This window comes from Alicyclobacillus dauci (assembly GCF_026651605.1).
GTDB classification, from domain to species: domain Bacteria; phylum Bacillota; class Bacilli; order Alicyclobacillales; family Alicyclobacillaceae; genus Alicyclobacillus; species Alicyclobacillus dauci.
The window spans coordinates 23,812-47,109 of sequence record NZ_CP104066.1 but is presented as its reverse complement, the minus strand read 5'-3'; the positions used below and the strand labels follow the sequence as shown (position 1 = coordinate 47,109).

29 protein-coding genes and 1 riboswitch are annotated in these 23,298 nt (G+C 45.0%); of the genes, 12 read left to right on the top strand and 17 right to left on the bottom strand.

The window, feature by feature from the left end:
- Window positions 1-47: 47 nt before the first annotated feature.
- The 4 genes from NZD86_RS24135 to NZD86_RS24120 form a co-directional block, all read right to left on the bottom strand.
- The gene (locus tag NZD86_RS24135; RefSeq protein WP_268047166.1) at window positions 48-1,427 is read right to left on the bottom strand and encodes a DNA primase family protein; all 1,380 of its coding nucleotides are present in this window, start codon (window positions 1,425-1,427) and stop codon (window positions 48-50) included.
- 21 nt (window positions 1,428-1,448) lie between these two features.
- Window positions 1,449-1,580 carry a hypothetical protein gene (locus NZD86_RS24130; protein WP_268047165.1) on the bottom strand — a complete coding sequence of 44 codons (132 nt, stop codon included), beginning with the start codon at window positions 1,578-1,580 and terminating at the stop codon, window positions 1,449-1,451.
- Complete coding sequence (locus NZD86_RS24125) at window positions 1,580-1,780, bottom strand: helix-turn-helix domain-containing protein (protein ID WP_268047164.1); 201 nt, start codon at window positions 1,778-1,780, stop codon at window positions 1,580-1,582. Before NZD86_RS24125 ends, NZD86_RS24130 begins: the two co-directional genes overlap by 1 nt.
- A gap of 95 nt (window positions 1,781-1,875) precedes the next feature.
- On the bottom strand, window positions 1,876-2,781 hold the full coding sequence (locus tag NZD86_RS24120; RefSeq protein WP_268047163.1) for a hypothetical protein: 906 nt from the start codon (window positions 2,779-2,781) through the stop codon (window positions 1,876-1,878).
- A 737-nt stretch (window positions 2,782-3,518) separates the two neighbouring features.
- On the opposite strand from NZD86_RS24120, the gene NZD86_RS24115 reads away from it, so the two are divergent.
- Window positions 3,519-4,472 (top strand): site-specific integrase, encoded by a 954-nt coding sequence (locus NZD86_RS24115; protein ID WP_268047162.1) that lies wholly within the window; start codon window positions 3,519-3,521, stop codon window positions 4,470-4,472.
- Window positions 4,473-5,851: 1,379 nt separating this feature from the next.
- Here NZD86_RS24115 and NZD86_RS24110 read toward each other — a convergent pair.
- Complete coding sequence (locus NZD86_RS24110; protein ID WP_268047161.1) at window positions 5,852-6,292, bottom strand: hypothetical protein; 441 nt, start codon at window positions 6,290-6,292, stop codon at window positions 5,852-5,854.
- A gap of 100 nt (window positions 6,293-6,392) precedes the next feature.
- A complete protein-coding gene (locus tag NZD86_RS24105) occupies window positions 6,393-6,617 on the bottom strand; it encodes a helix-turn-helix domain-containing protein (protein WP_268047160.1) in 225 nt (74 codons plus the stop codon).
- A 121-nt stretch (window positions 6,618-6,738) separates the two neighbouring features.
- Here NZD86_RS24105 and NZD86_RS24100 point away from each other — a divergent pair, with 121 nt between their 5' ends.
- The 3 genes from NZD86_RS24100 to NZD86_RS24090 are packed head-to-tail and all read left to right on the top strand — an operon-like array spanning window position 6,739 to window position 7,667.
- Window positions 6,739-7,059: a hypothetical protein gene (locus NZD86_RS24100; protein WP_268047159.1), complete on the top strand. Its 321-nt coding sequence runs from the start codon at window positions 6,739-6,741 to the stop codon at window positions 7,057-7,059.
- Window positions 7,052-7,507, top strand: coding sequence for a hypothetical protein (locus NZD86_RS24095; RefSeq protein WP_268047158.1), 456 nt, complete (start codon window positions 7,052-7,054; stop codon window positions 7,505-7,507). The genes NZD86_RS24100 and NZD86_RS24095 overlap by 8 nt, the downstream gene beginning before the upstream one ends.
- Window positions 7,500-7,667 (top strand): hypothetical protein, encoded by a 168-nt coding sequence (locus tag NZD86_RS24090; RefSeq protein ID WP_268047157.1) that lies wholly within the window; start codon window positions 7,500-7,502, stop codon window positions 7,665-7,667. Before NZD86_RS24095 ends, NZD86_RS24090 begins: the two co-directional genes overlap by 8 nt.
- A 201-nt stretch (window positions 7,668-7,868) precedes the next feature.
- Here NZD86_RS24090 and NZD86_RS24085 read toward each other — a convergent pair whose 3' ends face one another.
- From NZD86_RS24085 to NZD86_RS24070, 4 genes are all read right to left on the bottom strand, one after another.
- Entirely contained in the window at window positions 7,869-8,186 is a 318-nt protein-coding gene (locus NZD86_RS24085; RefSeq protein WP_268047156.1) for a nucleoside triphosphate pyrophosphohydrolase family protein, read from the bottom strand.
- A 733-nt stretch (window positions 8,187-8,919) separates the two neighbouring features.
- The gene (locus NZD86_RS24080) at window positions 8,920-9,300 is read right to left on the bottom strand and encodes a hypothetical protein (protein WP_268047174.1); all 381 of its coding nucleotides are present in this window, start codon (window positions 9,298-9,300) and stop codon (window positions 8,920-8,922) included.
- Window positions 9,297-9,620 (bottom strand): hypothetical protein, encoded by a 324-nt coding sequence (locus NZD86_RS24075; protein ID WP_268047154.1) that lies wholly within the window; start codon window positions 9,618-9,620, stop codon window positions 9,297-9,299. Before NZD86_RS24075 ends, NZD86_RS24080 begins: the two co-directional genes overlap by 4 nt.
- 100 nt (window positions 9,621-9,720) lie before the next feature.
- Complete coding sequence (locus NZD86_RS24070) at window positions 9,721-9,924, bottom strand: helix-turn-helix domain-containing protein (RefSeq protein WP_268047153.1); 204 nt, start codon at window positions 9,922-9,924, stop codon at window positions 9,721-9,723.
- 115 nt (window positions 9,925-10,039) lie between these two features.
- Here NZD86_RS24070 and NZD86_RS24065 point away from each other — a divergent pair, with 115 nt between their 5' ends.
- From NZD86_RS24065 to NZD86_RS24040, 5 genes are all read left to right on the top strand, one after another.
- Entirely contained in the window at window positions 10,040-10,366 is a 327-nt protein-coding gene (locus tag NZD86_RS24065) for a hypothetical protein (protein WP_268047152.1), read from the top strand.
- Window positions 10,359-10,526, top strand: a complete 168-nt coding sequence (locus NZD86_RS24060) for a hypothetical protein (RefSeq protein WP_268047151.1) — start codon at window positions 10,359-10,361, stop codon at window positions 10,524-10,526. Before NZD86_RS24065 ends, NZD86_RS24060 begins: the two co-directional genes overlap by 8 nt.
- A gap of 24 nt (window positions 10,527-10,550) precedes the next feature.
- Window positions 10,551-10,766, top strand: coding sequence for a hypothetical protein (locus NZD86_RS24055; RefSeq protein WP_268047150.1), 216 nt, complete (start codon window positions 10,551-10,553; stop codon window positions 10,764-10,766).
- A 980-nt stretch (window positions 10,767-11,746) separates the two neighbouring features.
- Window positions 11,747-12,991, top strand: coding sequence for an IS4 family transposase (locus NZD86_RS24045; protein ID WP_268045847.1), 1,245 nt, complete (start codon window positions 11,747-11,749; stop codon window positions 12,989-12,991).
- 1,505 nt (window positions 12,992-14,496) lie between these two features.
- Entirely contained in the window at window positions 14,497-14,877 is a 381-nt protein-coding gene (locus NZD86_RS24040) for a hypothetical protein (RefSeq protein ID WP_268047148.1), read from the top strand.
- A gap of 203 nt (window positions 14,878-15,080) precedes the next feature.
- Here the strand turns inward: NZD86_RS24040 and NZD86_RS24035 are convergent, their stop codons facing one another.
- Window positions 15,081-16,496 carry a hypothetical protein gene (locus NZD86_RS24035; RefSeq protein WP_326492690.1) on the bottom strand — a complete coding sequence of 472 codons (1,416 nt, stop codon included), beginning with the start codon at window positions 16,494-16,496 and terminating at the stop codon, window positions 15,081-15,083.
- A 292-nt stretch (window positions 16,497-16,788) separates the two neighbouring features.
- Between NZD86_RS24035 and NZD86_RS24030 the strand changes: the two genes are divergently transcribed.
- Entirely contained in the window at window positions 16,789-17,337 is a 549-nt protein-coding gene (locus NZD86_RS24030; RefSeq protein WP_268047147.1) for a CHRD domain-containing protein, read from the top strand.
- Between the two features lie 113 nt (window positions 17,338-17,450).
- On the opposite strand, the gene NZD86_RS24025 is transcribed toward NZD86_RS24030, so the two are convergent.
- From NZD86_RS24025 to NZD86_RS24010, 4 genes are all read right to left on the bottom strand, one after another.
- Window positions 17,451-17,636, bottom strand: a complete 186-nt coding sequence (locus NZD86_RS24025) for a hypothetical protein (RefSeq protein ID WP_268047146.1) — start codon at window positions 17,634-17,636, stop codon at window positions 17,451-17,453.
- 120 nt (window positions 17,637-17,756) lie between these two features.
- The gene (locus NZD86_RS24020; RefSeq protein WP_268047145.1) at window positions 17,757-18,095 is read right to left on the bottom strand and encodes a hypothetical protein; all 339 of its coding nucleotides are present in this window, start codon (window positions 18,093-18,095) and stop codon (window positions 17,757-17,759) included.
- Window positions 18,096-18,099: 4 nt separating this feature from the next.
- Entirely contained in the window at window positions 18,100-18,228 is a 129-nt protein-coding gene (locus tag NZD86_RS24015; RefSeq protein WP_268047144.1) for a hypothetical protein, read from the bottom strand.
- Window positions 18,225-18,674: a hypothetical protein gene (locus NZD86_RS24010; protein ID WP_268047143.1), complete on the bottom strand. Its 450-nt coding sequence runs from the start codon at window positions 18,672-18,674 to the stop codon at window positions 18,225-18,227. The genes NZD86_RS24015 and NZD86_RS24010 overlap by 4 nt, the downstream gene beginning before the upstream one ends.
- 295 nt (window positions 18,675-18,969) lie before the next feature.
- Window positions 18,970-19,100: riboswitch (cyclic di-AMP (ydaO/yuaA leader) on the top strand.
- 94 nt (window positions 19,101-19,194) lie between these two features.
- Here NZD86_RS24010 and NZD86_RS24005 point away from each other — a divergent pair.
- Complete coding sequence (locus NZD86_RS24005) at window positions 19,195-20,970, top strand: APC family permease (RefSeq protein WP_268047173.1); 1,776 nt, start codon at window positions 19,195-19,197, stop codon at window positions 20,968-20,970.
- 761 nt (window positions 20,971-21,731) lie between these two features.
- Here NZD86_RS24005 and NZD86_RS24000 read toward each other — a convergent pair.
- The gene (locus tag NZD86_RS24000; RefSeq protein ID WP_268047176.1) at window positions 21,732-22,421 is read right to left on the bottom strand and encodes a VIT1/CCC1 transporter family protein; all 690 of its coding nucleotides are present in this window, start codon (window positions 22,419-22,421) and stop codon (window positions 21,732-21,734) included.
- Window positions 22,422-22,797: 376 nt separating this feature from the next.
- Here NZD86_RS24000 and NZD86_RS23995 point away from each other — a divergent pair, with 376 nt between their 5' ends.
- The gene (locus NZD86_RS23995; RefSeq protein WP_268047141.1) at window positions 22,798-22,971 is read left to right on the top strand and encodes an H-type small acid-soluble spore protein; all 174 of its coding nucleotides are present in this window, start codon (window positions 22,798-22,800) and stop codon (window positions 22,969-22,971) included.
- 63 nt (window positions 22,972-23,034) lie between these two features.
- Here the strand turns inward: NZD86_RS23995 and NZD86_RS23990 are convergent, their stop codons facing one another.
- Complete coding sequence (locus tag NZD86_RS23990; RefSeq protein ID WP_268047140.1) at window positions 23,035-23,259, bottom strand: hypothetical protein; 225 nt, start codon at window positions 23,257-23,259, stop codon at window positions 23,035-23,037.
- Between the last annotated feature and the right edge of the window lie 39 nt (window positions 23,260-23,298).

Below are 23,298 nucleotides of genomic sequence, written 5' to 3'. Positions count from 1 at the left end.
GCAACTCCTGCGCAACTTTTGCGGAATCGATATAACTTTTGCGCACATCACCTAAATATTGGGTGTATGAGCCCAACGCCGACCCATTCCCACGGCAAATCTTTTGCGCAACGTTCTTCTCTAACATCTGGTACGAGTCGTTGCAGACGTTCGTTAAACTTAATTTTGCCAAGCTTCTTCAGCCCAGCGTCAGCACACCACTGTACATATACCGGATACAACTCCGTCTTGTTGCAGCGGTAATTTGGGCCGATAACGCACATTTCGTCCAGGAACACAGCGACATTATCCGAATCACGTTTGTAGTCTGCCAATGCCTGTTGTGTTGCTTCATTTTCGGTAAATTTACGTTGCTGTTGCAGTCGGCGTAACCCATTCAACGCCACATTCAACAGACCGGACAACTCATCTGGAGTAGTCATTTTCTGCAACATATTCTCGTCCGCATTTACCCCATGTTCGAATCGATTGGGGAACGGTACTATAATCCACCGTCGAAAAAATCCATCGGTTAAATCGCGACTGGTCGGTATTTCGTTTGCGCTGAAGATGAGGCGAGCAAAAGGACGGAAATCAAACGAGTCCCTCCCTTTGAACTCGGCACTCATACGATCACCCGATACGACCGACTTGAACGCTGAACTTGTGTCCAATGCCTTGTGTGGCAAGTCAGCGTAAATGTTGACCATCTTCCCGTACAATTGAGCCAGTTTAAATCGATTCGCTTCCAAGTCCTGCAGCGCCACGTTTGACACATTCGATTCGCCTATAAACGTGGTGAGCAAATCCAATCCGAGTGATTTACCGTTGCCGCCCGATCCAACGAACATAAATGCCTTCTGATATTGAGTGGACGGCATCATACAGTACCCAAACATCTCCTCGATGATTGGGAGGGTGTCAGCCGGTAATGCTGATTTCATGTATTCATTAATGGTCGGACAAGTGGCGTCGGGGTTGTATATGACGGGCAATTGTACCGTCGATACTCGTTCCGGTGTGTGTGCGTACAGATTACCCGTGGGCCAGTGCAACAGACCATTTTTAACGTTGATATACTCATCTTCCACGTCCATCTTGCCGCTGTCCTGCCACATAGACGTCTGGATATAATCCACGATTTCGGACACGAGGTTGCGCCTGTAGTGGTCGCGTAGTTTAACCAATGCCGACTTCATGGCGATTTGCCTTCCGTTCGGTTTGTAGACGCCATTGTGATATGCGTAGAGCGTTGCACCGTCAAAGAAGAACGGGATTTCGGTCATGATGTGCTGCGCTACTTTGGCCGGTACGATGTGCCCGCTGTTGTCCATGTAGAAACGTAAATCGGTCTGTGGTACATTGTTGGTGTCAAATTGAAATAGTGTCTGATGCGCCCCGTCCGATGTTGCAGCACCGGATAGGGCGTTTTGCATTACAACCTCCATGTCACCCCTCCTTATAATTCATCACGACGCGTTCATAGTAGATCGTGAGGTTCTTCGTTCCTGTGCGCGTTTTAATGCGGCTTGAATTATTGCCAATTCGTTAAATGCCATTTGTATTTGTTCCTGTGGCTTCATCTGCTCCAACGTCTTCATTAGATAGCCCCCCTAAAATCTTGTTCCTCTACCCCATAAAGATTGAGATATGCCTGTTTAATTTCCGGTGTAAGCGTTGTATAGCCAAGTTCGATAAGGTTCAGATATGAGCGACTAATGCCTAATTCTTGAGCCACATAATGCAGTCGATGTCCAGCGGCTTGTCTCATTAGTCTCAACATTCTTGCGGACACATCCATGTATAATCACCTCCCTGTAACGTTTTGTTTCAAACTAAAAAATAACTATTCATTCCCTACTTATATAGCTCGTCAGAACGTACCTTATAGAACTTTTATTTCAAATTGCGATAATACTTTAATTCTTCTTCGGTTAAGTAGTACGTGATTACTGGTCCATTGAGCGTGTACCATTGCGCTTTGCCCATTCGCTTGATGTGTTTCTGTGATGGACTGCGGAAATACACATTTTTGTTCTTCGACCGGGCAGACGAGTATTGGCCTGTGTCGGGATTCCACCATGCAGAGTCAGCGACGTCTTCCTTGTCATCCGAATCATCGTTTTGGAACACAGATTCACCGCGCCAACTACGGATATAATTCTTTCGACCGTTGGGAATGAACAGTTCAACATTTTTCCATAGCGACTCATAAATCGACCGCGTGAGAACAAGTTGACCATTAACGATAACCATCTTTCGGATACGTAGATCCGTGCTATCATCCACCTCTTCAACAGAGTCCACATCCGGAACATTAATGCCGAATGTGCTAACGATTAAATCGCGTATGTATGGCGGTACATCCCACCAATTAGGCCGATTATGTATTATGTCTTCGTTCCATTCGTAAAACGGTGAATCCGGAGATATCCGCTCACGTTTGTGTGGCTCTTGACGTATAGGCGTGCGATCACCATCGATGATGACCTTTTCCCAACGCTCTGCATTGTCTTCAATCCTGTTAGATATAGCTTTCTGCGACATTCCCACTACCTGCCCCACTTCGTACTCCGTCAAGTTGGCCAAGTAATAGAAGGCGATGGTTTGTCTATCCAATGGGCTTAGTGCGTTGCTATGTAATGCGTCTGCGATTTCCATGCGATGATCGGCTATGTCATAAGGCGTCCGTTTCCGCATATTGCCCATGCACAGCGGGCTTATATAATACGTATCAAATTTATGGATGTTCTCTAGTAGAAGCTCAATACGTGTCTTATCCTCCTGCCTTTGTTTCGCCATTCCATCCCCTCCATTTGACTTTATCTGACCAATTCAATATTCAGTTGCCAAGGTTCAATGTTGCTGGCAAACGTCGCTTATAATATTTTTGCGAACATGTTGACATTGCTTCCGCGCCCGTGTAAAATACGGATAAAGTTAAATTTGATATAATTAATCGAAGTGTGCGTATATATAGCTAAAATTCCCCCAACGTTTATTATACTCTGCAGCCATTTCCCTCTGCAATAGTTCTATTTGTGCACCCCCATTCAGACATAACGTGATTCCTGATGAGACGCACTTATAACGGTGAATTTCCTGTACATATGAACGTTGGCGATAAAGTGGTTGTCGAGCGATCAAATTTTTATCAGACGTGTACAGTACGCATCGTATGTATACCCTGGAGTTTTGAAAATTTGATCAATAAAAAAATTTGGATGACGTAATCGATACGGATGTGCGAACGCTGGAACGTCAAAAGTTTGAGGGACCCCGGGAGTTTCAAAATTACATTAAGTACCGCGCGGGTGAGAGTGACGACGTTTTCGAGAGAGCAAGGATTAATTTACAAAGTTTGACATTTATATTTAACTGAATACTGTATACAACAAACACAATTTGTACAACCCTATCCTAGTCCATCAATGTACACATTCCACTTGCCAAACTGAACCAACGGAGGTATGATTTACTCAAATCCTAACTTCCGATAATTTAACGTTATCAGAAGTCAGAACGAGGAGTTGAACGTGATGTCAGAGTTGATGGTACAGAACACACATACCGAAGTGGGTACACCTAAAACAGCACTGGACTATATCAGCGAGTCCAAGTCGACCAATACTCGCTTGGCGTACCACAAGGACTGGATGTCCTTCATTACGTATTGTCAACAACACAACCTGACATCACTACCTGCCACACCACAAACTATCGGCGAATATATTGCTGACCTAGCAAACAATGGTCGTAAGATCAGCACAATCAAACGTCATATCGCTTCCATATCGCAGGCACACCAGACAGCAGGACTTGAGACACCTACCCGTACTGCATATGTGCGTGACCTCATCAAGGGCATAGCCAATACGAACGGTTCAGCCTCACACAGTAAGAAAGCAGCTGTCATCAACGACATTCGCTTAATGGTGGATACATTGGATGACCGATTGATCGGCATTCGTGATCGTGCGTTGCTGCTGATTGGATTCGCCGGTGCGTTCCGACGTTCTGAATTGGTCGCATTGAACGTGGAGGACATCGAGATCACACGTGACGGATTGGCCATTACCATTCGCCGCAGTAAGACCGACCAGGAAGGCCAAGGACGTAAAGTAGGCATCCCGTATGGATCGCATACTGAAACGTGTCCTGTACGTGCGTATGTAGCGTGGTTGTCTGGATCAGGCATTGTTGAAGGGGCTGTGTTCCGCAGCATTGACCGCCACGGCAATATGAAGGATAGAATGTCAGATAAGGCCGTAGCAATCGTTGTGAAGCGTGCCGCTGAATCAGCAGAACTCGATGCAACTCAATACGCTGGTCACAGTTTGCGTAGCGGATTTGCCACGACTGCAGCGGAAAACGACGTATCAGAACGTGCTATCATGCGTCAAACGGGACATAAGTCGGTGCAGATGGTTCGTCGATACATCCAAGAGGGTGAATTGTTTAAACACAATGCAGCTGCTGAAATAGGGCTGTAAATGGGTCCAAAGACTCATGCAACTAACACAGAATATCCACATATGCTATTCTGAATATGGCTATAATACAGTGTGAAACACCAATAAAAAATCAGTCATACCCACAAAAGCCATCTGTGTCACCGCACGGGTGGTTTTTGTGTTGTTCGGGGATCTGGCGCAATAGCCAGTCGGGCGCGGGCTGCTTAGGTTATACACGTCATTTTCGGGCACCATAAGCGTGTACCAAATGGCTGGTCGCACAAGGGGATGGATGTCGAGGATATCTGTCCCTTTTGTGTATATTGACCAATCTTACGGGAATATTAGTCGTGCGGTGAAGCGTTCTGTATAGCATTAAGGGTTGGCCGTTTGGACGATGCGGCTGACCCTTTTTGCGTTGGATTGGACACTCACTAATTGTTTAGTAACTAAAACATTATTATGACGCGGATTATAGCCCGTATTGGACAACAGACACCCTCGGAATTGTACAACTTTGCCCGATTGTATATGTAAACAATTGGATTAATATTTATGGTACACTATACAGGTAATTACCCTATCTTACCCCTTATCCTATCCTCGTCGGCTTCGGCTGAACGGGGACTCTTTTTGTCTTTTTGTCTACATCGGCGTCCTGTGCGTACAATCTCCCTTTTATATAACAGTCACGCAGCACATTATAAATCCTTTTACGTGCCTCATCACTGAATCCGTTGCCGGTAGTCTTAGCATCCATCAGACATCACTCTCCTTATCGATATGTAGTCGTCAACCCAGCTGATCGGGATTCTGTTTTATTGTGAAAGGAATCCAGGTCAAAATGTCACCCACGTAATACTGCTTCCCTTCTCATCGATATCGATTTTTATGGTCGATTCATGATACTTGCTACACGGTTTAACAGTCGCAAAGGTTAACGGTACACCGCTGACAACATCTCGACTTACAATCTGGTCTATCTGTTCGTATTCGGCTACCAGTCGCATATTGTACTTTTCTAGATTGGAGAAGACCATTTTTTGAAAGACCTCAAACGTACGTTGACCTACATTCTGTCACCATTCCTCTGACGCTTCATCCCACGGAATCGTTTCGCCGGTTGCTTCGTTGTAGATGTTCACTTGTCTCAATATCATCGCTTAATCTCACCTCCTCATGGTTTGTCATCTCACTCTCGTGACGTTGACATACACTATCATCTGCATACAATCTCCCTTTGATAAACTGTTCACGGATTATATTGTAAAACTCAATACACTCTTCGTTGCTGAGTCCGGTACCTGTAACCTTTGTGACTTTTACATTCATCAGACATCACCCTTTACCCGATACCTTTCTACCCTCTGACCACGATGGTCAACATACTCTCTGGGTCCGGTGCTATTTCGTCATCCTTATCGGGCTGAAACGGTACCTTTCCTTCTTTTGTACGCCTCGTGTTTGATCTTCTCGAGTTCCATTTTAATCTCATGGTCGTCATACGGCATCTTTCTATACGGCGTCACCATGTAATACCATTGCCCATCGTCATCGTAGTCCATTTGAATAAGTCCAGATTGGCGTTTAGATGTGGCCTTCACACTTACGAGGGATATTGGGAATACGCCAAACGCCTTATTACAGCCAAAACATTCATCAACTTCTTCATTCGTGTGGACAAATCGGAACTTATATCCCATCGTTTTCCATAGGTAATCCATTCCGACCTTCTTCAGAACTTTAGTCACATGGTCAGAAAATGCTTTCTTTGCCTCTTCCGATGCGTCATCAATCGGCACATCCTTTCCTACGGTCGGATCATAAACGTAGAGTGTCACTTGTTTCGGAGTCACCATCACTAGACATCACCTCACAAGCTAGTCTATCGTGAATATGACAATTTGTAAATTATACCATTTACACCATAGTGTAGTTGGTGTAATCGGGTTACAGCCTTTAGTTATCCTCTACACGTTCCAGTACGATTAATTTCTCCACCGGCTCGTTCAACGCCTCACATATCAGCGCGATATTCTTTAGTGGCACATGACGGTCGTATTTCCCATTGCACATATCATTTATCGACGGTTGTCTTATTCCTGTAATACGTGCTAATTCGCGTTGTGACATGCCCTTTTCAGCCAACAGCTTATCCAAATTTAACCTCGCTTTGAGTCCCATAAAATATTTCCTCCATCCTCATTGAAACGAATTTCGTATCGCTCTATAATGGGTACATGAAACGATTTTCGTATCACAGAGTACACTAATTTGCATAGTATGGCAACGGAGGGTGATGTGAATGGGACAAGTCCTCGAACAGTGGACGGAAACAGACAAAGACGGTAGGACGGTATATTGCGAACGGGTATATGAATTCGGCAAAGTACGGACGTTTCGTGAGAAATTCGGAACCAAACCACTCTCTGAAGTCCTAATGGACAGCGCACGCAAGCACTTATACAAGCCCCGCCAGATTGCACGCTGGTCTAATATACGGTGGTCGAAGCCATGTCGGTGTATGCCGATGCCACCAGTTTATCGCACTGCGTTTGAAGCAGCCGCACATCAGCGGATTATGAATGGGTTAAACAATGCTCTGGAGGCGATGAAGAATGGTTAATGTACAAGTGTACGAAAACGGCAAGTTAAAAGAAATACTGGTCGACGTGCAATGTTACAACCAAGCAATTTTCAAAATGTTCGCTAAAGAATTACATGAAGCTGCGGTTCAAGTAGATGAACTTGGAGAGTATCCAGATTATCGCGGCTCAACTGAAGATGTACTGGATTGGTTCGACGAAATCATCGAGGACTTAGAACGTAAAGTAGCGGCTTTCCGTGATATCACCAACATTCCTGCCGAACCAAAGAGCACGCTTAAGTTGTTGTCCGACACTTTGTTCGACCTGTGGAAGCAAACTGAAGACCTGATCGACCGTGAGTGGAGCTTTGCCGATGTCGTTGTCACGCATGAGAAAACAGTCGCATGGTTCCAAAACGTTATCATATCGCAATTAAATTATGCACTTGCAATGGTACAAAATGGGGAGGTACATGCTAATGCATAATCCACTTGCTGAAGTTCGTTCTGTTCTAATCCAAGCCGTCAACGACACGTATCAGTTCGAATCGATGGGACATATGAGCGATGACGAGATCAGAAATTGGCTAAACGACATCGTTATGGCTGACGTCGAAAAAATGTTGAACCAACGTGCATCTCGCTAGTTTAACTGGACAAGATATAACTAGACCCCCAATTCCTTTCCATGTGGCGCTCATCAATTGGGCGTCCTCTTTGTGTCCATACATAGAAAACCCCGCATAAATAAATGAACGATGCGAGGTGGAATAGATTAAGGTCCTATCCAAGGATGCACCTACGTCTGAAATACTTCAATGAAGTGTGCACGACACATCTAAGCCTCGTCAATACTTTAGTCCACCGTGACGGTAACTTCGACCTTTGTTCATTTCCATCTTGGCAACAAGCGCACCTGCCAAATCTAAATTGTGTGCAGCTGCCATGTCTAGTGTGCGAATTAGTACGTCAGCAAGTTCTTCAGCAACCTTGTCTTCGCCGTGGTTCTTGCGGTCTGCTTCTAAGGCTTCGGATAATTCGCTGTGAGCCAAGGCAATGTGCGTGGTGAAGGCTACAGGATTTTCATACCAGCCTTTGCTTACTGCTGTTTGGTGAACTTCGTCCATGATGTATTGAATCACATTACGGATTTCATCGTTTTTCATATCATCTACTCCTCCTTGATAAGAGAGAGGGATAACCCTTTGAGATTTTTTTGAGATACATTAGGGACTATGTTACAGCATGATCGAACAATGAATCCGTCTGGGACAGTCTATTAGGCTGTTCCTCTTTTTTCTACTTATGATCCATTAAACCCCTATGTACGCGTCGTGCAAACGCTATTATTTTCTCATATGCTTACGGTGCCATACGCCTCCATATGGCATAGGACACTCGATATACACAGTATTATCCCGATCCGTCCTCGTCAGCTTCGGTTTTCGTGGTCTCTTTTTGTCTAACGACGACTATATGTAAATTAATGGGTTAATATTGTGTGCTATACTATACATGGAATTACCCTTACCCAATATACCCCGCGCGGTCAATGTCGGACAATGCACGGGGTCTTTTTGTACCGAGGCTTGTTAAGTCCTATACTGTATATGGCTAGGGACAACCAGATATTAGACCTCGTCATCGTTTAACGCCATCGATGTACGGGGTCTTTGTATTTTATGATGAATACTATATGGAAACAATTGGATTAATATATATGATACAATGGTCTTGCAAAGCCCTAGACCCCTATTCCTATCCTCACTGGCCAAGCTGGTGGGGAATTTTTTTGTTCCAAACTCTCTTCATTTATGTAAGTTGCTGTATAAACGTTGCATACAATTATTTATTCGTTCTATACTTATACCCTGAGCAATGTTGATATTCACCCTTATCTCAATCCTCGTCATCGTTCCTAGCGGTGTACGAGGTTTTTTGTTCTGAAAGGAACCCAGGTAAAAACGTCACCACATAATACTGCTTACCGTTCTCATCGATATCGATTTTTACGGTCGATTCATGATGCTTTCTACACGGTTTAACAGTCGCGAAGGTCAATGGGATGCCGTCAATTACATCTCGACTTATGATTTCGTCTATCTCTTCATATTCGGCCACCAATCGCATTCTGCATTTTTTCAGGTTGGAGAAGACAATTTTCCTAAAGATGTTAGATCCATGCTCTTTTATGTTCTGTCGCCATTCCTCTGGTGCTGCATCCCACGGCACCGTTTCACCTGTTCGTTCGTTGTATATGCTCACTTGTCGTAGTCTCATGCCAGCGTCACCACGAACCAGTCGTTACCCTCTTCATCGAAATATCGTAGTGGACGACCTGGACCACGCTTCTTCGAACGCTTAACTGTCGCAAACACGACCGGTATAACGTCGAATATCTTGAACTGGCCATATATCCGGTCGATCTCCTCATATTCCAACGCAATTCTAGCTCCTACTTCGGGCAACTTGTTCACGAATGCATCCCAAAACGTCTGGAACACTTGCTGACCAAATCCGATGCGCCATTCCTCCGGTGCCTCATCCATAGGCAACCTTTCTCCGGTCGCTTCATTAATGATGAAGTATCTAATATTCATTTCACCCAATTCGACATCGCCCTCCTCAAGGGCTAGTCTATCGTTAATATGGTAATTTGTAAATTATACCATTTACACCATAGTGTAGATAGTGTAATGCTTAGTCCTTCTCGTACATTATCCATTCCCACGGTTCAACATCCAACGCCTTACATATTGCATCGATGTGTTTCAACTCTAGACGCTCAACGTATCCCCTACATATATGGCTAATACGTGCTTGTCGTACACCAGATGTTTCAGCAAGTGCTGTTTGTGTAAGGCCTTGCTTGTCTAAAATACGTTGCAATTCCAATCTAATCATTTAACGTACCCCCTATTGACATACAATTTCGTTTAATATACGCTTACACGTATAAACGGTTAAGCAGATAACGCAGGGATTATAGCACAATTTTGGACAAGCGAGGGTGATGAAAGTGGAGCGTGAACTAATCGTCGAATGGGAAGAGGCGACGGAAGACGGACGCAAGGTGATAGTCAGCAAGTATCGCGACAGTGATGGCAAGGTGTGGACCATACGTGAGCGGTTCGGAACCAAACCACTCTCTGAAGTCATGATGGACATAGCACGCAAGCACTTGTACAAGCCCCGCCACATCGCACGCTGGTCCAATATACAGTGGTCGAAGCCATGCCGGTGTATACCGATGCCGCCAGCATACCGTATCGCATTTGAAGTGTCCGCACATCAATGGATGTCCAGAAGATTAGATAACGCACTGGAGGCGATTGAAAATGCCTAACACGACTATCACCACATCACCACTTGCATCTGTACGCAACGTATTGATCCAAGCCGTTCACGACACGTACGAGTTTGAAGAATTAGGCGGCATGTCACCGGATGAGGTCAGAAATTGGCTAAACGACATCGTTATGGCTGACATCCTGCGACAGATATAATGGACAATGAGAAGGAGTGATCACATGGCCAATCGCCTAAGTGACATACACCGCAAATACGAGGACATCATTCGGTCAGATATGCCGCCATACGAAAAGGACAAGGCACTGGCGAGGCTCATGACGGATATGGAGCGAGAGTTTCATGTCCCTGCACTAAAAAACGAGCAGTGGGAGGCGGAAAACAAACCAATCATAGCTTTATACCGCGTCATATCCGAAAGTCGCACAACACTCTAGTATACATTAAGCGGGCGTCCTTCACGGACGTCTTTTTGTTGTTAAAAAGGTGATAATAATGCGCTAATATGGCGTCAATTTGGCGCTAAAAAGGCGCTATTCGACTATCCGTTCTTCTTACAGTGACAACGGTTTGAAGGGTAACTTGGTTCTTCTAAGGGCGGTCCACACAATCTACATATCGTCTCCAACTGAACCTAAAACGACATGCCTATAATCAATGCTGTGGACGGTCGAGCCGACCTTGATATATATGCCTCCTGGACAGCCGTCCTGCCATGCGGCTGTCCCTTTTATTTACACGCCACGAATCGACGGACTTTGCATCCAAAGCGTCATATACTGTGGTTCCGGCAATTTAGGTAGGACAGCAACTGTGGCTGTCATCGTCGTAAGCGAAGGTGGGGCTTACGGCACGAGTACGTTCCATAGCACTTACCCCTATCTCGCAGTCCACTTCGGTGGGCTGTCTTTTTGTTCGTATAAAAAATCCGTCCCGGATAAGGACGGATGGTATGTAATATAATGACAAGACTCGTTAGTGTGCCTAGGTTTTAAACAACTCAGATTTAAACCGTTGGAGAAGCAGCCTTTGCTACAAGTTCTCGTCGACAATCGTCGCACAACGCCTTGCCCTTAAACAGGGTTACATCATTTTCGTTACCACAAAATGTGCATGACACTTCATATTTGCGAAATATGATGCAATCAGCATCCGTGAATACTTCCATAGGGTTCCTTCGCTCAATATGTAACGTTCGGCGTAGCTCCATCGGGATAACTATCCTACCCAATTCGTCTACTTCACGTCACTAGCATTGCATAAAGGAATTTAGGATTTGTCAAGTGCTTCAAGTTGTCAGAATGAATAGACGCAATGTTTGGAATGTTCATGATTTAGACAACCACTGACATGAAAAATCTCCTTAGAATAAGAGGTACAGGTAGTCCTGTCCGACTCTCTACTAAGGAGACTAGGCATGGACAAGGATTCCACAAAATCTGTGTTTGCGGAATATGTTCTTCCGCTGAACGTCAGTTCCATATTGCAGGAATTAGATCATCTCAAGCTCGATCGGTACGTCAAGAAGCTCGGCGTTATTCCATTCATTAGGCTCATCGTCTTCGCCCAGGTCAACCAGATCCCGTCCCTGACGGATATCAGTTTAGAGCTGGAAGCCAATGAATCCCTTCAGAAGGAATTGGCGCTGGATTCTATTAGTGCCTCACAGTTATCCAGGAAGTTGCGGGAAACTCCTTCAACATTTTTGGATTTCGTTTTCCGTCAATGCGTTGAACAGATTACGCGTCAGGTCGGCATAAAGCGAGCGAATGAGAAGCTCAGACGGATTAACCTGGTTGACTCATCAACCATTTCAATGTGTCTCTCGCAGTATCCATGGGCAGAGTTTCGCAGGACCAAAGCCGGTGTGAAATTGCACTTGCGTTTGGTGTTTCTAGACCACCAAGTCGCGCCGGACAAGGTGATTCTCACACCTGCCAAACCTGCAGACAAAACGCAGATGGATGCGTTGGTGGTCGTGGAGCCCGATGCGCTCAACGTCTTCGACCGTGGCTATGTGGATTACCGAAAGTTCGATGCGTACTGTGCAAACAAAACAAAGTTTGTCACGCGGCTCAAAGACAACGCGGTCATTCACGAAGTCATTGAGGAACGAACCGTGCCGGACGATTCACCAGTCACCAGAGAAGCCTTGGTGCGCTTGGGGAGTTACCCAAATTACGTTATGAAGTACACCCTGCGGTTGATTGAAACCACGGACAGTGAAGGCAAGCGCGTCGTGATTCTGACGAACGACATGGCGATGGATGCGGAGCAAATCTGCGACGTGTATCGAAAGCGTTGGCAAATCGAGTTGTTTTTTAAATGGGTCAAGCAACATCTCGTACTCAAGCGGCTCTACGGCAAGAGTGAAAATGCCGTGTATAACCAACTGCTGATTGCGCTGATTACATACTGCCTGTTGATTCTTATACAGGCGAAGGTGTCCCATAACGGCAAGCTGCTCGACGTCTACAAATGTTTACGTCTTTACTGGGAGCGAAGCTTTTCGGAGTTTGTGAAGGCGTTGTACAAGAGCCCAGGTCGAACATCCAAGGGCAGACGACGATGCAAGGTGGACAACATCTTCGAGCAAACGGTGCGGCAGTACATAGACGGTGAAACGGAGCATCTCGAGACCGTGACCTACGACCTAATATAAAAATTCCTGATTATGGATATTGGGACTACCTGACACAGGAGTACTGACTTTTTAGACCATAAGCCGCTGAAATTAAAAATCTGAGTGTTCAGACCTGGTGTCCAGACCGTGGTGTGCCTCACTTGACAAGCTCAGAGAAGTTTTATGCAATGCTAGTGACTTCACGTACAATACCTGTTTCTTTCACTGTCCCTTACGCCTCCGATAATACTAATAAATCTGTTTTGAACCATTGCTAAGAATAATCCAATCGAAGGCGGATTACTTAAATATCTACAGGGAATATCATCGTTCATAGCACTTTGTACCGGATTTGTCACAGAAAAAGAAATCTTAGCGGAATACTGTTATTTGAACAGTTCAGCGGTCTATTTTCCCAAGTACCTTCAACAGCCATAGGCCAAAAAACACTTCATACAATAGCCAAAACAGGTGATTCGTTAACAAAAACAACACAGCTAAAGCAGTGCACCATAAGATGTTAAACCAAAGTCCAGCTTTGGTTAGATTTTTTTCGGCTTCATTCACCATTCCCCTATTTCCTGCTGAGGTGGTTGTCATGCAATATTCTTATTTTACTTCTAACGTTAGACATGCACAGTAAACAAAAAAATCCGCCCTAATTCGGACGGATGAGGTAAGGGTGATAGGTCAATAATGATACTCGCCAGTGCTGATCGCAACTGGTTAATGCCGCGCCTCGATCCATGCACAAAACGTCTCCAGGAGGGGCGGTTAATTATGTATCGGTCTACTTTCCTAGGAAAATCTATATAATCGAGACTAGGTCTTTACGGGGAAGTGGCCACTTTTACTGGTGAAGATCCAATGACGTCTTTCATACGGACGTTTCTTTTTGTTGTGCACATATGTCACCTGGTTCTGTAATGGAATACATTACAGAATGATTCTACTGTGGTGTTTTCCGTTGTAACTTTGCTTCGTGTAATTGAAGAAGTATATACCCTACAAGAAGAACTAATATTGATTCATAATTTTTCCGCGTTACAATAGCCGAGGACATGTTTCAGTCCCCTTAATACATATACTTTAACCCCTACGATTGGATTCGCAGGGGTCGTTTTTTATCCGCCGTTTTGGTACATCATAAAAATGGAGGTGAATATAAGTGGACACGGAATCCATACAGGCAGTAATTACATACGGTGGTCTTGGCTTAATGCTATGGCTGATACTTTATCCATTAACACGGATACCTATGAATAATAGACAACAATAATTTATAGCTTTGACAACTCATCAATCGGCCGTACATGTACCGTTCCACGTGGCGCACACATCGTCTTACCCTGCTGTCCTGTCTATCGACTAGTACAGGTATAGGCTACCCATCATTGATGCGATACATTTTGTCACCATTGTGTAGGGCAGTCAGGTGGCTGTCCTTTTAAGTTGTTAAACATCGTTTTGATGAGTTTTTGAGATTCGTGGAAGCATAATTCTGGCTGGTTATCCAACTACATAATAACCAGGGGGAATTACAAATGAAAAAAATACTTCTTTCCACGATGGCTACAATTGCCCTACTGGCTACACCAACGATGGCATTTGCAGCAACGTCAAAGACGGCTCCAGCTCATCACACAGCTACACATGCAAAAACAACTCATACTACAACGCACGTAACAAAGTCTACACACACCGCTACAACGAAGAAGTCTGCGCATACGACTAAGACCACAAAACCTGTCGCACACAAGACTTCTGCGCAGAAAACCGCCACACATAAGACCACAAAACCTGCTTCACATAAGACTTCTACTAAGACAAGCAAGACAACACATAAGGCTACGACGTCTACGCACAAGACAACAACAGCTAAGTCTTCACATGCAACAAAGAGCACAAAAACCACGAAGAAATAATCGTGCCATAAGAATGACCCCATCGTATTTAACGGTGGGGTTTTATTTTTCCATGGCTGAAATCTAACTGTAATATTCATGTCCTATAATAGCCATGACGTTGATGAGTGTTTTTCTTACCCCTTATAGCACATATAATATTGACCCCCACGATTGGATGTCGTAGGGGTCTTTTTTCTTCAACGTCGGTTTTGGGGCTATCCTCAAACAACCCCAGGCACTGTCCTCGCGTAATTCGTCGTGTTCGTTGGGTACCATTTGACAGCAATACTTGGCCTAATTCCGTCGCTCTTGTTGTCTTGAATGAGATTGCTGGGGACAGGTTTATCACCGATCTCTATTACCGTTTTAGCTGGATTTGTCGTGTAAAAAGTCAGTCCTCGGATTTCATTCAAGTTTGGTACATGCTTGCCCAGTACAGGGTCCGCAATGTCACGGATGTGAATGTACGCTTTACCGCCAGCATAGGTCACGTAGTACGAAACATACTGCTGGGTAACGTTATACTGAAGCAAACGACTGGTCCGCGTTACCAGAATCCTTCCGTCATGATATTGAGTCGCCAACATGTCGAGAGCATGAACAGCACTTTGTGGCAAGGCTCCAGGGTAAGTCGTACCGTCCAAATGCTGTGCAACAACGGAGTATTCATGAAATCTCTCCAAATTGTCAAGATTGGACGTGCTCAATTGGTTGGATATTTGATATGGTGTCCAATTCCATAAAACTCCGTGTTTCTTGCTGTATCCGGAGTTCGTGTATCGCCAGAAACCCCAAACGTGTCTTCCATCCGGCAACTGCAGCGGATAGATGACCGATTTCATTCCAACTTGGCTACTCGACATGTCCGCCCATACAAACTTAACGCCATAAGGAATAGTCCAGTTTGTGTGGTAATACTGTGACCACGGATTTGCACCCTGCTGATACGAATAAAACGGCGTCTCTCCGTAGGCACCAAAGTTATCTACATTCGATTTATTCCCATGATCGGTCCACACGGTAATATTGTCACCATTCGCGTCTAGCGTTTGAATAGCTTGTTTAGCCAGTTTCCGCGTGAACAGCGTTTTATTCTGGTTAACCTCGCTGAAGTCGCCATACGTGTGCATTGTGTCGATCCATCCGTCGTGAATGTAGTCGTTAATAACACTAGCAGCATACGGCTGATTTGATACACCCCGAAAATACGTTAGCTCATCTGACATTGGTTCATGGTTGATGTCCACATACCCCGGCTCATTGTTTCCGTTATACATGAAGAAGGAATCCGAGAAATCAAGCCCAAGGCCCCGACCAAGCGGGGTCATTTGCGTTGTATTCATAAATTCGTGAACCAGATTAAATTTACGAAGTGTCTGACTGTCCGCATCTGAAGAAATGGCTAACATGGCTTGATAAGGATATGGGAACTTACGCATTCCGTAAACGATGGGTACGCCCGTCACAACACTTGTCAGTGCTTCGGTCCCCTTCTGAACGGAACGCGTCTCACCCTTGATTGTGTTCTGCGAAACGTTGTGAGTGTGATTTGACTCGGTTTGTACTGATGCACAGCCACTGAGTGTAGTAACCGTACCAAGAAATAACGCAATAATCGCCCAGGACGACTTCTTCAAGTTTGACTCCCCTTGAGCCAGATTTAAGGGTCCCACGTACCCTCAATTGCTTTATTTATAACATGCTATCGCCTATTTTGAACCAGTAAAAAAATACATGTTGGAATATTCGCATTAGCAACGCTAAATACGACAATAAATCATTTAGATTATTCGATGAGCCCCGTCACACAATTTACATACCGTCTCCATATAGGTACCAGACACCGTAACTATAATTGACGATGTAACTGTCGATAACAAACTATCGACAGAGCCATGCATTACATAGGCAAAATGGGGGACAAAGAACATGACATCAAAGACATTAGCTACAGTTGCTTCCGTAATTACTGTCGCAACGTTTGGATTAGCCGGTTGCGGAACCAGTAACAGCACTAGTAATACCGTAGGCAATATCACCACGAATGGTTCATCTGTTACCCAAAATTCAACAAGTACTTCAACATCAAACGCTGCAAAAACCGGTACAAAGAGTGTTGCCAAAACAGCTGCTACGTCGGCTATTGCAACCCTTGACTCAACAAAAGGAAATAAGGTCAAAGGCACAGCTACCTTGTCGCTGAATCCTAAAACACATCAGTTAACTGTTATAGTTACCGCTTCCGGACTGGCACCGAACAGTGTACATCCTGAGCATATTCATAGTGGTACGACTACAAAAACAGGCCCAATAGTCTACGCTTTAGGGGATTTGACTGCAAACAAGAGCGGGGATGCAACTGCAACAACCGTTATTAAAGGTGTAAAGAGTATTCCTACAAGTGGATGGGTGATTAATATCCATCAAAGCACGAAGGATTTAACCGTGGTCGCCAGCGGAGACGTCACAACTAAGTAATGACTATGGTGCGGGCGTCGTGAGACGCCCTTTTTGACACCGCGTCCACATGTTTATACAAACAGCATCTCAAAGGTTCCCACGCCCAGCAGTAAAGAGATAAAAAACCACATCTAGTCGAAATGGCGTCTACAATGGGTCCAACCCACTGCGATGAAAGTAACAAAGAGCAGTGTAATCAACGCTATCCCTGATTGAATCCTAGCAACGGAAGCAATAGTGAAGAATCCAAGCCCCACTACAAGTCCAGCAATAAAACCAACGAAGATTCCACCGAGATACAACATGGCCCTGGACATCGCATAGTACCTCCACTTCGTTAAGCGGTTCTGAAGGATCTCTAAGGGCAGTATAAGCTGAAATTACACATCGCAACCATGTTTTAAACTGGATATGTAACAGGAGAAGCCACGACTGTATCAGCCGAGGCCACCCATGTTTTTGATCACATCCACCAGTTCTTTGATCGTTTGACCGTGCTTATCTATTGCATCATGCAGCCTATCCATCTGCTTAAAAAGGAACTCGTCATTCGTCGAATGCATCCGATACAGGTCACCGATGCCCTTGTGAACGTCACTCCGTGTTTCCTCGACCTTATCAGCCAGTCGGTCGACGTCAGACTTCGTGACAGCCGTTTTCCCGAGTTGTTTTAGCCCGGTATGAGGAAAAGGGTTAGCGCTCTCCTTGACGCGCTCTCGTGCCGCTTGCCGTGCGCTACGTATGCTGTCGTAGATGATCATTTTCATGAATCCCATGCGCTCACCACCCTAACGCCTGGCGCAGTGCATCGGCCAGGTCAGACAAATCGTCTAGGTTGCTCAACGTGAACGGACTGCCAGCATCAACTTTGGATCCCCAGTTAAATACCTTCAGCAACGCACCAATCATAAATATTGAGCCTCCTTATCCATCAACGCTTTGCGTACTTCCTTCCGTGGTCTACCTAGCGTCTGCGCCCAATAATCACGCAAGTACGAACGATTCTTTACCGCTTTTGGCGGCGCGGCCATGTGCGCTAGGAATGCCGGTGCCGGTTCTTCGCTGCCTGGTGCAGTGATTCGATTTACCGCCCAGAAACGATCTGGAATGTTAATCAACTCTTCTTTGGTGAACGGTGCCATTTCGGGTAGGACCATCTTTAAACTGGCTTCCGACTTCGCTTTGTACTGCGAATACTGACACCCGGCGGCACGTACTTGCTCGATGATGTCCTTGAAGTCCTCGAGCGTGTGCCCCAGCCACATGAGCTTCAGACGCCATTTACGGGGTAGGGCCGACATTTTAACGAAAATATACGCTAATACATTTATTGGAATGAAAATTCGGTTTTTCACTACTCTAAGAGTTCATTGAAATATGAAGAAACGCGGTTCATATACATACCGCGTTCTGGATATTAATTCGTATTTATGTGGCAGTCGATCTTGCACTAACGCCCCCATAAGTTCAATAAATACTCTGTGCAAACTTCGAGTAGAATGTGCTAAATTTAGATGTCCTCTAGTAACCAATTTCCCAAATAAGCGGTTCGTCTACGTACAAACGATGCATGATCGCAAAGTCCATTAAAATTAAATCCAGAGTTTGGTATTGAATTTTCATTAAACGAGACTACAATAATCGACGTCAACTCAATATACGCCTAATCCCTATTGGGAGCGGAGGAACCATTCTTTTGGGGTGAATCCATGTTGGAAGGGTGAAAATTCTTGCCACCCGAACCCGTCAGCTAACTTCGTAGGTGTTGCAGGAGAGGTTTTTGGACGACCCCTCTGCGGGTCGTTTTGTGTTTTAGGCAAACTAACGAAAGAGATACAGAGACACTAGGAGTACATTCAGAGGGAAGGTTACAACATGTACAAAGAGTTTCCTTGGCTTCATCCCGTTTTGATTTGCATTATCATTGCAGCAATCGCCTTCGGATTGTTCAATTTTGGAAACGTGAAACGAATACTTGTAGGTCGCCCTATCCGTTCTCGGGAACTTAATCAGCCACATATGAAACTGGTTTGGCTCATTGCACTGCCAATTCTCGCTGCAGATCTGTATTCATCCGTGGCCTATGGTCCCGAAGCTGGAATAACCGAATTGGCACACTTAGGCACAAATGCAAAATGGATTATACTTCCAATAACTGCTTCAACAGTCATCCTGCTCGCTTTTCTAATCACATCGTACATTATGGGTGTTATGGCTTATCCCAGCGGCGGCGGTGCTTATGCAATTGGCAAGGACAACTTTAAGAAGCCGGTTGTTTCGCTCATCGCCGCAAGTGCCTTGCTTGTAGACTATGTACTAACGGTCGCCGTTTCCGTTTCTTCGGGAATTCAAACCATGGCTTCGTCATACCCAGTCCTCTCTGGCCATGAAACGTTGCTTTCGATTTTATGTGTCTTCATTATCTTATTAATCAACCTGCGTGGGGTATCGGAGTCAGCAAAGGTTTTTGCTTATCCGACATTCATTTTCATGGCGTGTATGATCCTTCTAATCGTAGCTGGATTCATTGACGAACTTCACCATGGATTTGTGCAACCAGTAACCCCTCCTTTTGGAACGATTCCTCAAGGACTCACGGCCATGCTCATGCTCCGAGCCTTTAGTTCAGCCTGTTCGTCTCTTACGGGGATTGAGACCATCTCTAATGCAGTTCCCATTTTCCGAGAAGGGAAAAATGGTGCGATTCGGGCCTATATCGCATTAGGTGTCATCACGGGTGTGACGTTGCTTGGATTCGCCTATCACCTGTATGTTAAGGGGATATCAGTCAATCCAAATAACACGATGCTGTCTCAACTGGCAGGCTTATATTTTGGCCACGGATTGATTTACCAGATCATTATCATCTTCACTTTTGTGGTTCTCATTTTAGCCGCCAATTCCACCTTTACTGGGTTTCCTCAACTGGCTGCTTTGGTCGCTAAAGATCGATTTTTACCAAGGTCCCTGGCACTTCGTGGAGACAGGTTAGGATACTCAAACGGAATGATTGTGCTTGCTGCACTTGCGGCCCTGCTTATTGAAGTATTTCATGCGCAAACCAATGCGCTAATTCCACTCTACGCCATCGGTGTATTTGTGGCATTCACCATTGCGCAATTGGGTCTCACAAAGCGTTGGTTAAGGGTTCGAGGGCACCTTTGGAAGGTCAAAGCGACAATTAACGCATTTGGTGCTTTGGTTACAGCACTCGTCGCCGTCATCTTTGCAGTGACAAAGTTTACAGGTGGTGCTTGGATTGTTCTGATCGTTTTACCGGTATTAATCTTTTGCGCAATGAAAATTCGGAAACATTACGATGAAATTGCAGACGAACTTCGCATCGATCTAGAAACAATTCATCCTCACAAACATCGTATTCTTTCCGTTGTACTGATTTCGGGTATTCATCGTATCGTTGTCGAAACAATTTCATTCGCCCAAAGCAGTAGTCAAGATGTGATTGCCCTGTACATTGGATTTGATGATGAATCCATCGAAAGGATGGAGCAAAAATGGAAGGCATGGGGCTCACCATGCAGACTTGTAACCGTAAAAAGTGAATATCGATCACTTCTTTACCCACTATCCAAGTTTCTACGTCGATTGGAGAATTATGAAGGGGAAAACCCGACCATATTCAGCTATTAATTGCTCAATTCGTACCGAAAAAATGGTGGCACCACATTCTTCACAATCAGACACCATTTCTCCTAAGAACCTGGCTGCTACGACATAAAGATGTCGTTGTTACGACAGTCCCATATCATTTGCACCATTAGTGCAGAAACAGGGGGTTTATTCGCCCCCTGTTTTATTATCTAATGAGGTATCTTCACGTCCCCAGAGGTATGTAGTCGTTGTTGAACTAACTGCCCGTTTGTCTCATAAGAAGAGCAGCGAACACACCGCATAAATAGGGGTCCCGCCAACAAAATGACGTAAAACCCACGCTAAGACATTTATTGGGACAAGAATTCCGATTTCCTCTACTCTAAGAGTGTCTTGAAACATGAAGAAACGCGGTTCATTTATATACCGCGTCCTGGATATTCATTCGTGTTTTTAATGGAACCCTTATTGCACACATTCGCACCCGTTAGTGCCAGAAGACGTCGCCAACTTATTCCAACGTCAAATCGTATTCTGGTGGCGATTTCACTTCAATCGTAACCAATCTGTATCCGTGTTTTTTGGCTAAATCATAAGCCTTAGGTCCAATCGCATAATTGTGCACCTTTTTGAACCCTCTTGTGAGATCCCTGGTTACAGGACCAATTAGGGTGGTATGCAGCCGGAATGGCTTCAACCCTGGCCTCTAGTTGCCCCACGTCTCCTGGTCAGAGCGTTGATATGCAGAAGCGCTATGAACGATAACACCGCCGCGCGTTTCTTTCTCGTCGACCGAACTATCATCCAGCAAATACTTTTGCCAAACCGAAAGCAGCGGCAGCCGCAATGCCACCCACAAGCAATGTTTGAATCGCGCTCTTGAATGGATTGACCCCTGTGAATCTGCCTTTCACAAATCCGAAAATAAACAGGGCTATCAGTGTAATTATCACGGAAGTCACTAGGGCAGTATTGGCATGGTGTATAAAGATATACGGAGCAAGCGGAATAATACCACCAACGATATAGGAAATTGCAATGGTAATCGAGCTGCGCACCGCTCGTTTTGGATCGGGTTCCTCAAGACCTAGCTCGAATTTCATCATAAAGTCGATCCAGTTTTTCCGATTTTGACTGATGGCATTGACGGTTGTTTCCACATTTTCCTCGGGAACGCCCCACTGTAAGAGAAGTGACCTGACTTCTTCTCTTTCCCTGCCCGGCACTTCGTCGATTTCACGTTCCTCACGACGGAGCTCGGAAAAATAGTGTTCGCGGTCTGTATTGGCAGCGAGATATCCGCCCAACCCCATGGCAATACAGCCTGCGGCGATTTCGGACATCCCAGCAATCACTACCAAAGAAGTTTGAGATACCGTTCCTGATAAGCCGGCAGCTAAGGCAAATGGGACCGTCAAGCCGTCTGACATTCCAATAACAATATCTCGAATAAATTCTGAGCCTGTGAAATGACGTTCTGCATGCTCCATTGCTAAATAGCCCCATTTCAGTAATCGCAATCGATATATGGATTCAGTTACACCGGTTCTTAACGATTATCATTGACACATTACAGCAGTTCCATTAGTACATTATTCGTTTAGTTAGCCTATCTTCCGACATTACTTTCGTCCATGAATGCCTTTCCTATCATCATAGGTTGGTTAGTGGTCCAAAACCTGGACCAGGGTGGGTATTAGTCAATCGACTCACTCGTACCTATAAAACACACCCAACGGGCGACATAGCCAGTTTAAGGCTTCGCAGTTTGGATGCTAACGATTACGGCGTCCCTCTTATGAATTAGGCGTGGTGTACATAGATAAAACCCTACACGGTCATCCTAGTTTAGGGAGGTGGTTTCAAATGGATATCCATCGAGCTAAAGAAATTATGGAATCGCCCCAGATTATCAATGTAGAGTACCGCGGTGTTGCTGTTCATATTGATCAAGTGTTCGAGTCCAACGCATATGCCGAAATCCATTACGAGGATGGCACAGTAGCAAATGCTCCTCTTAGTGATTTACGTGAGAACTGACGCGAACCACGTACCCTTCGCGCTATCACGTATTTGGGCAAAATAAAAACCCGCCGAAGCGGGTCAATCGAGTAATGTTAAATTTCCTTCAAGTTTGATTTTGACTGATGTTCGTAACTCGGGAGAAACTTCTAGTCGATCATTGATCACCCAAACTACATCATCAACAACACAGTGAAAGTCATCACCAGAAGGATGATGATATAGGAATCTGTCGCCGATTCGCGGAATACAATCCCATTTAGTATCGTGCCATGGTTCCCCATTGAAAAATATTTCGACTTTCATGCACTCACCCTCCTTACTCACAATTTCTGCAAGTATCGG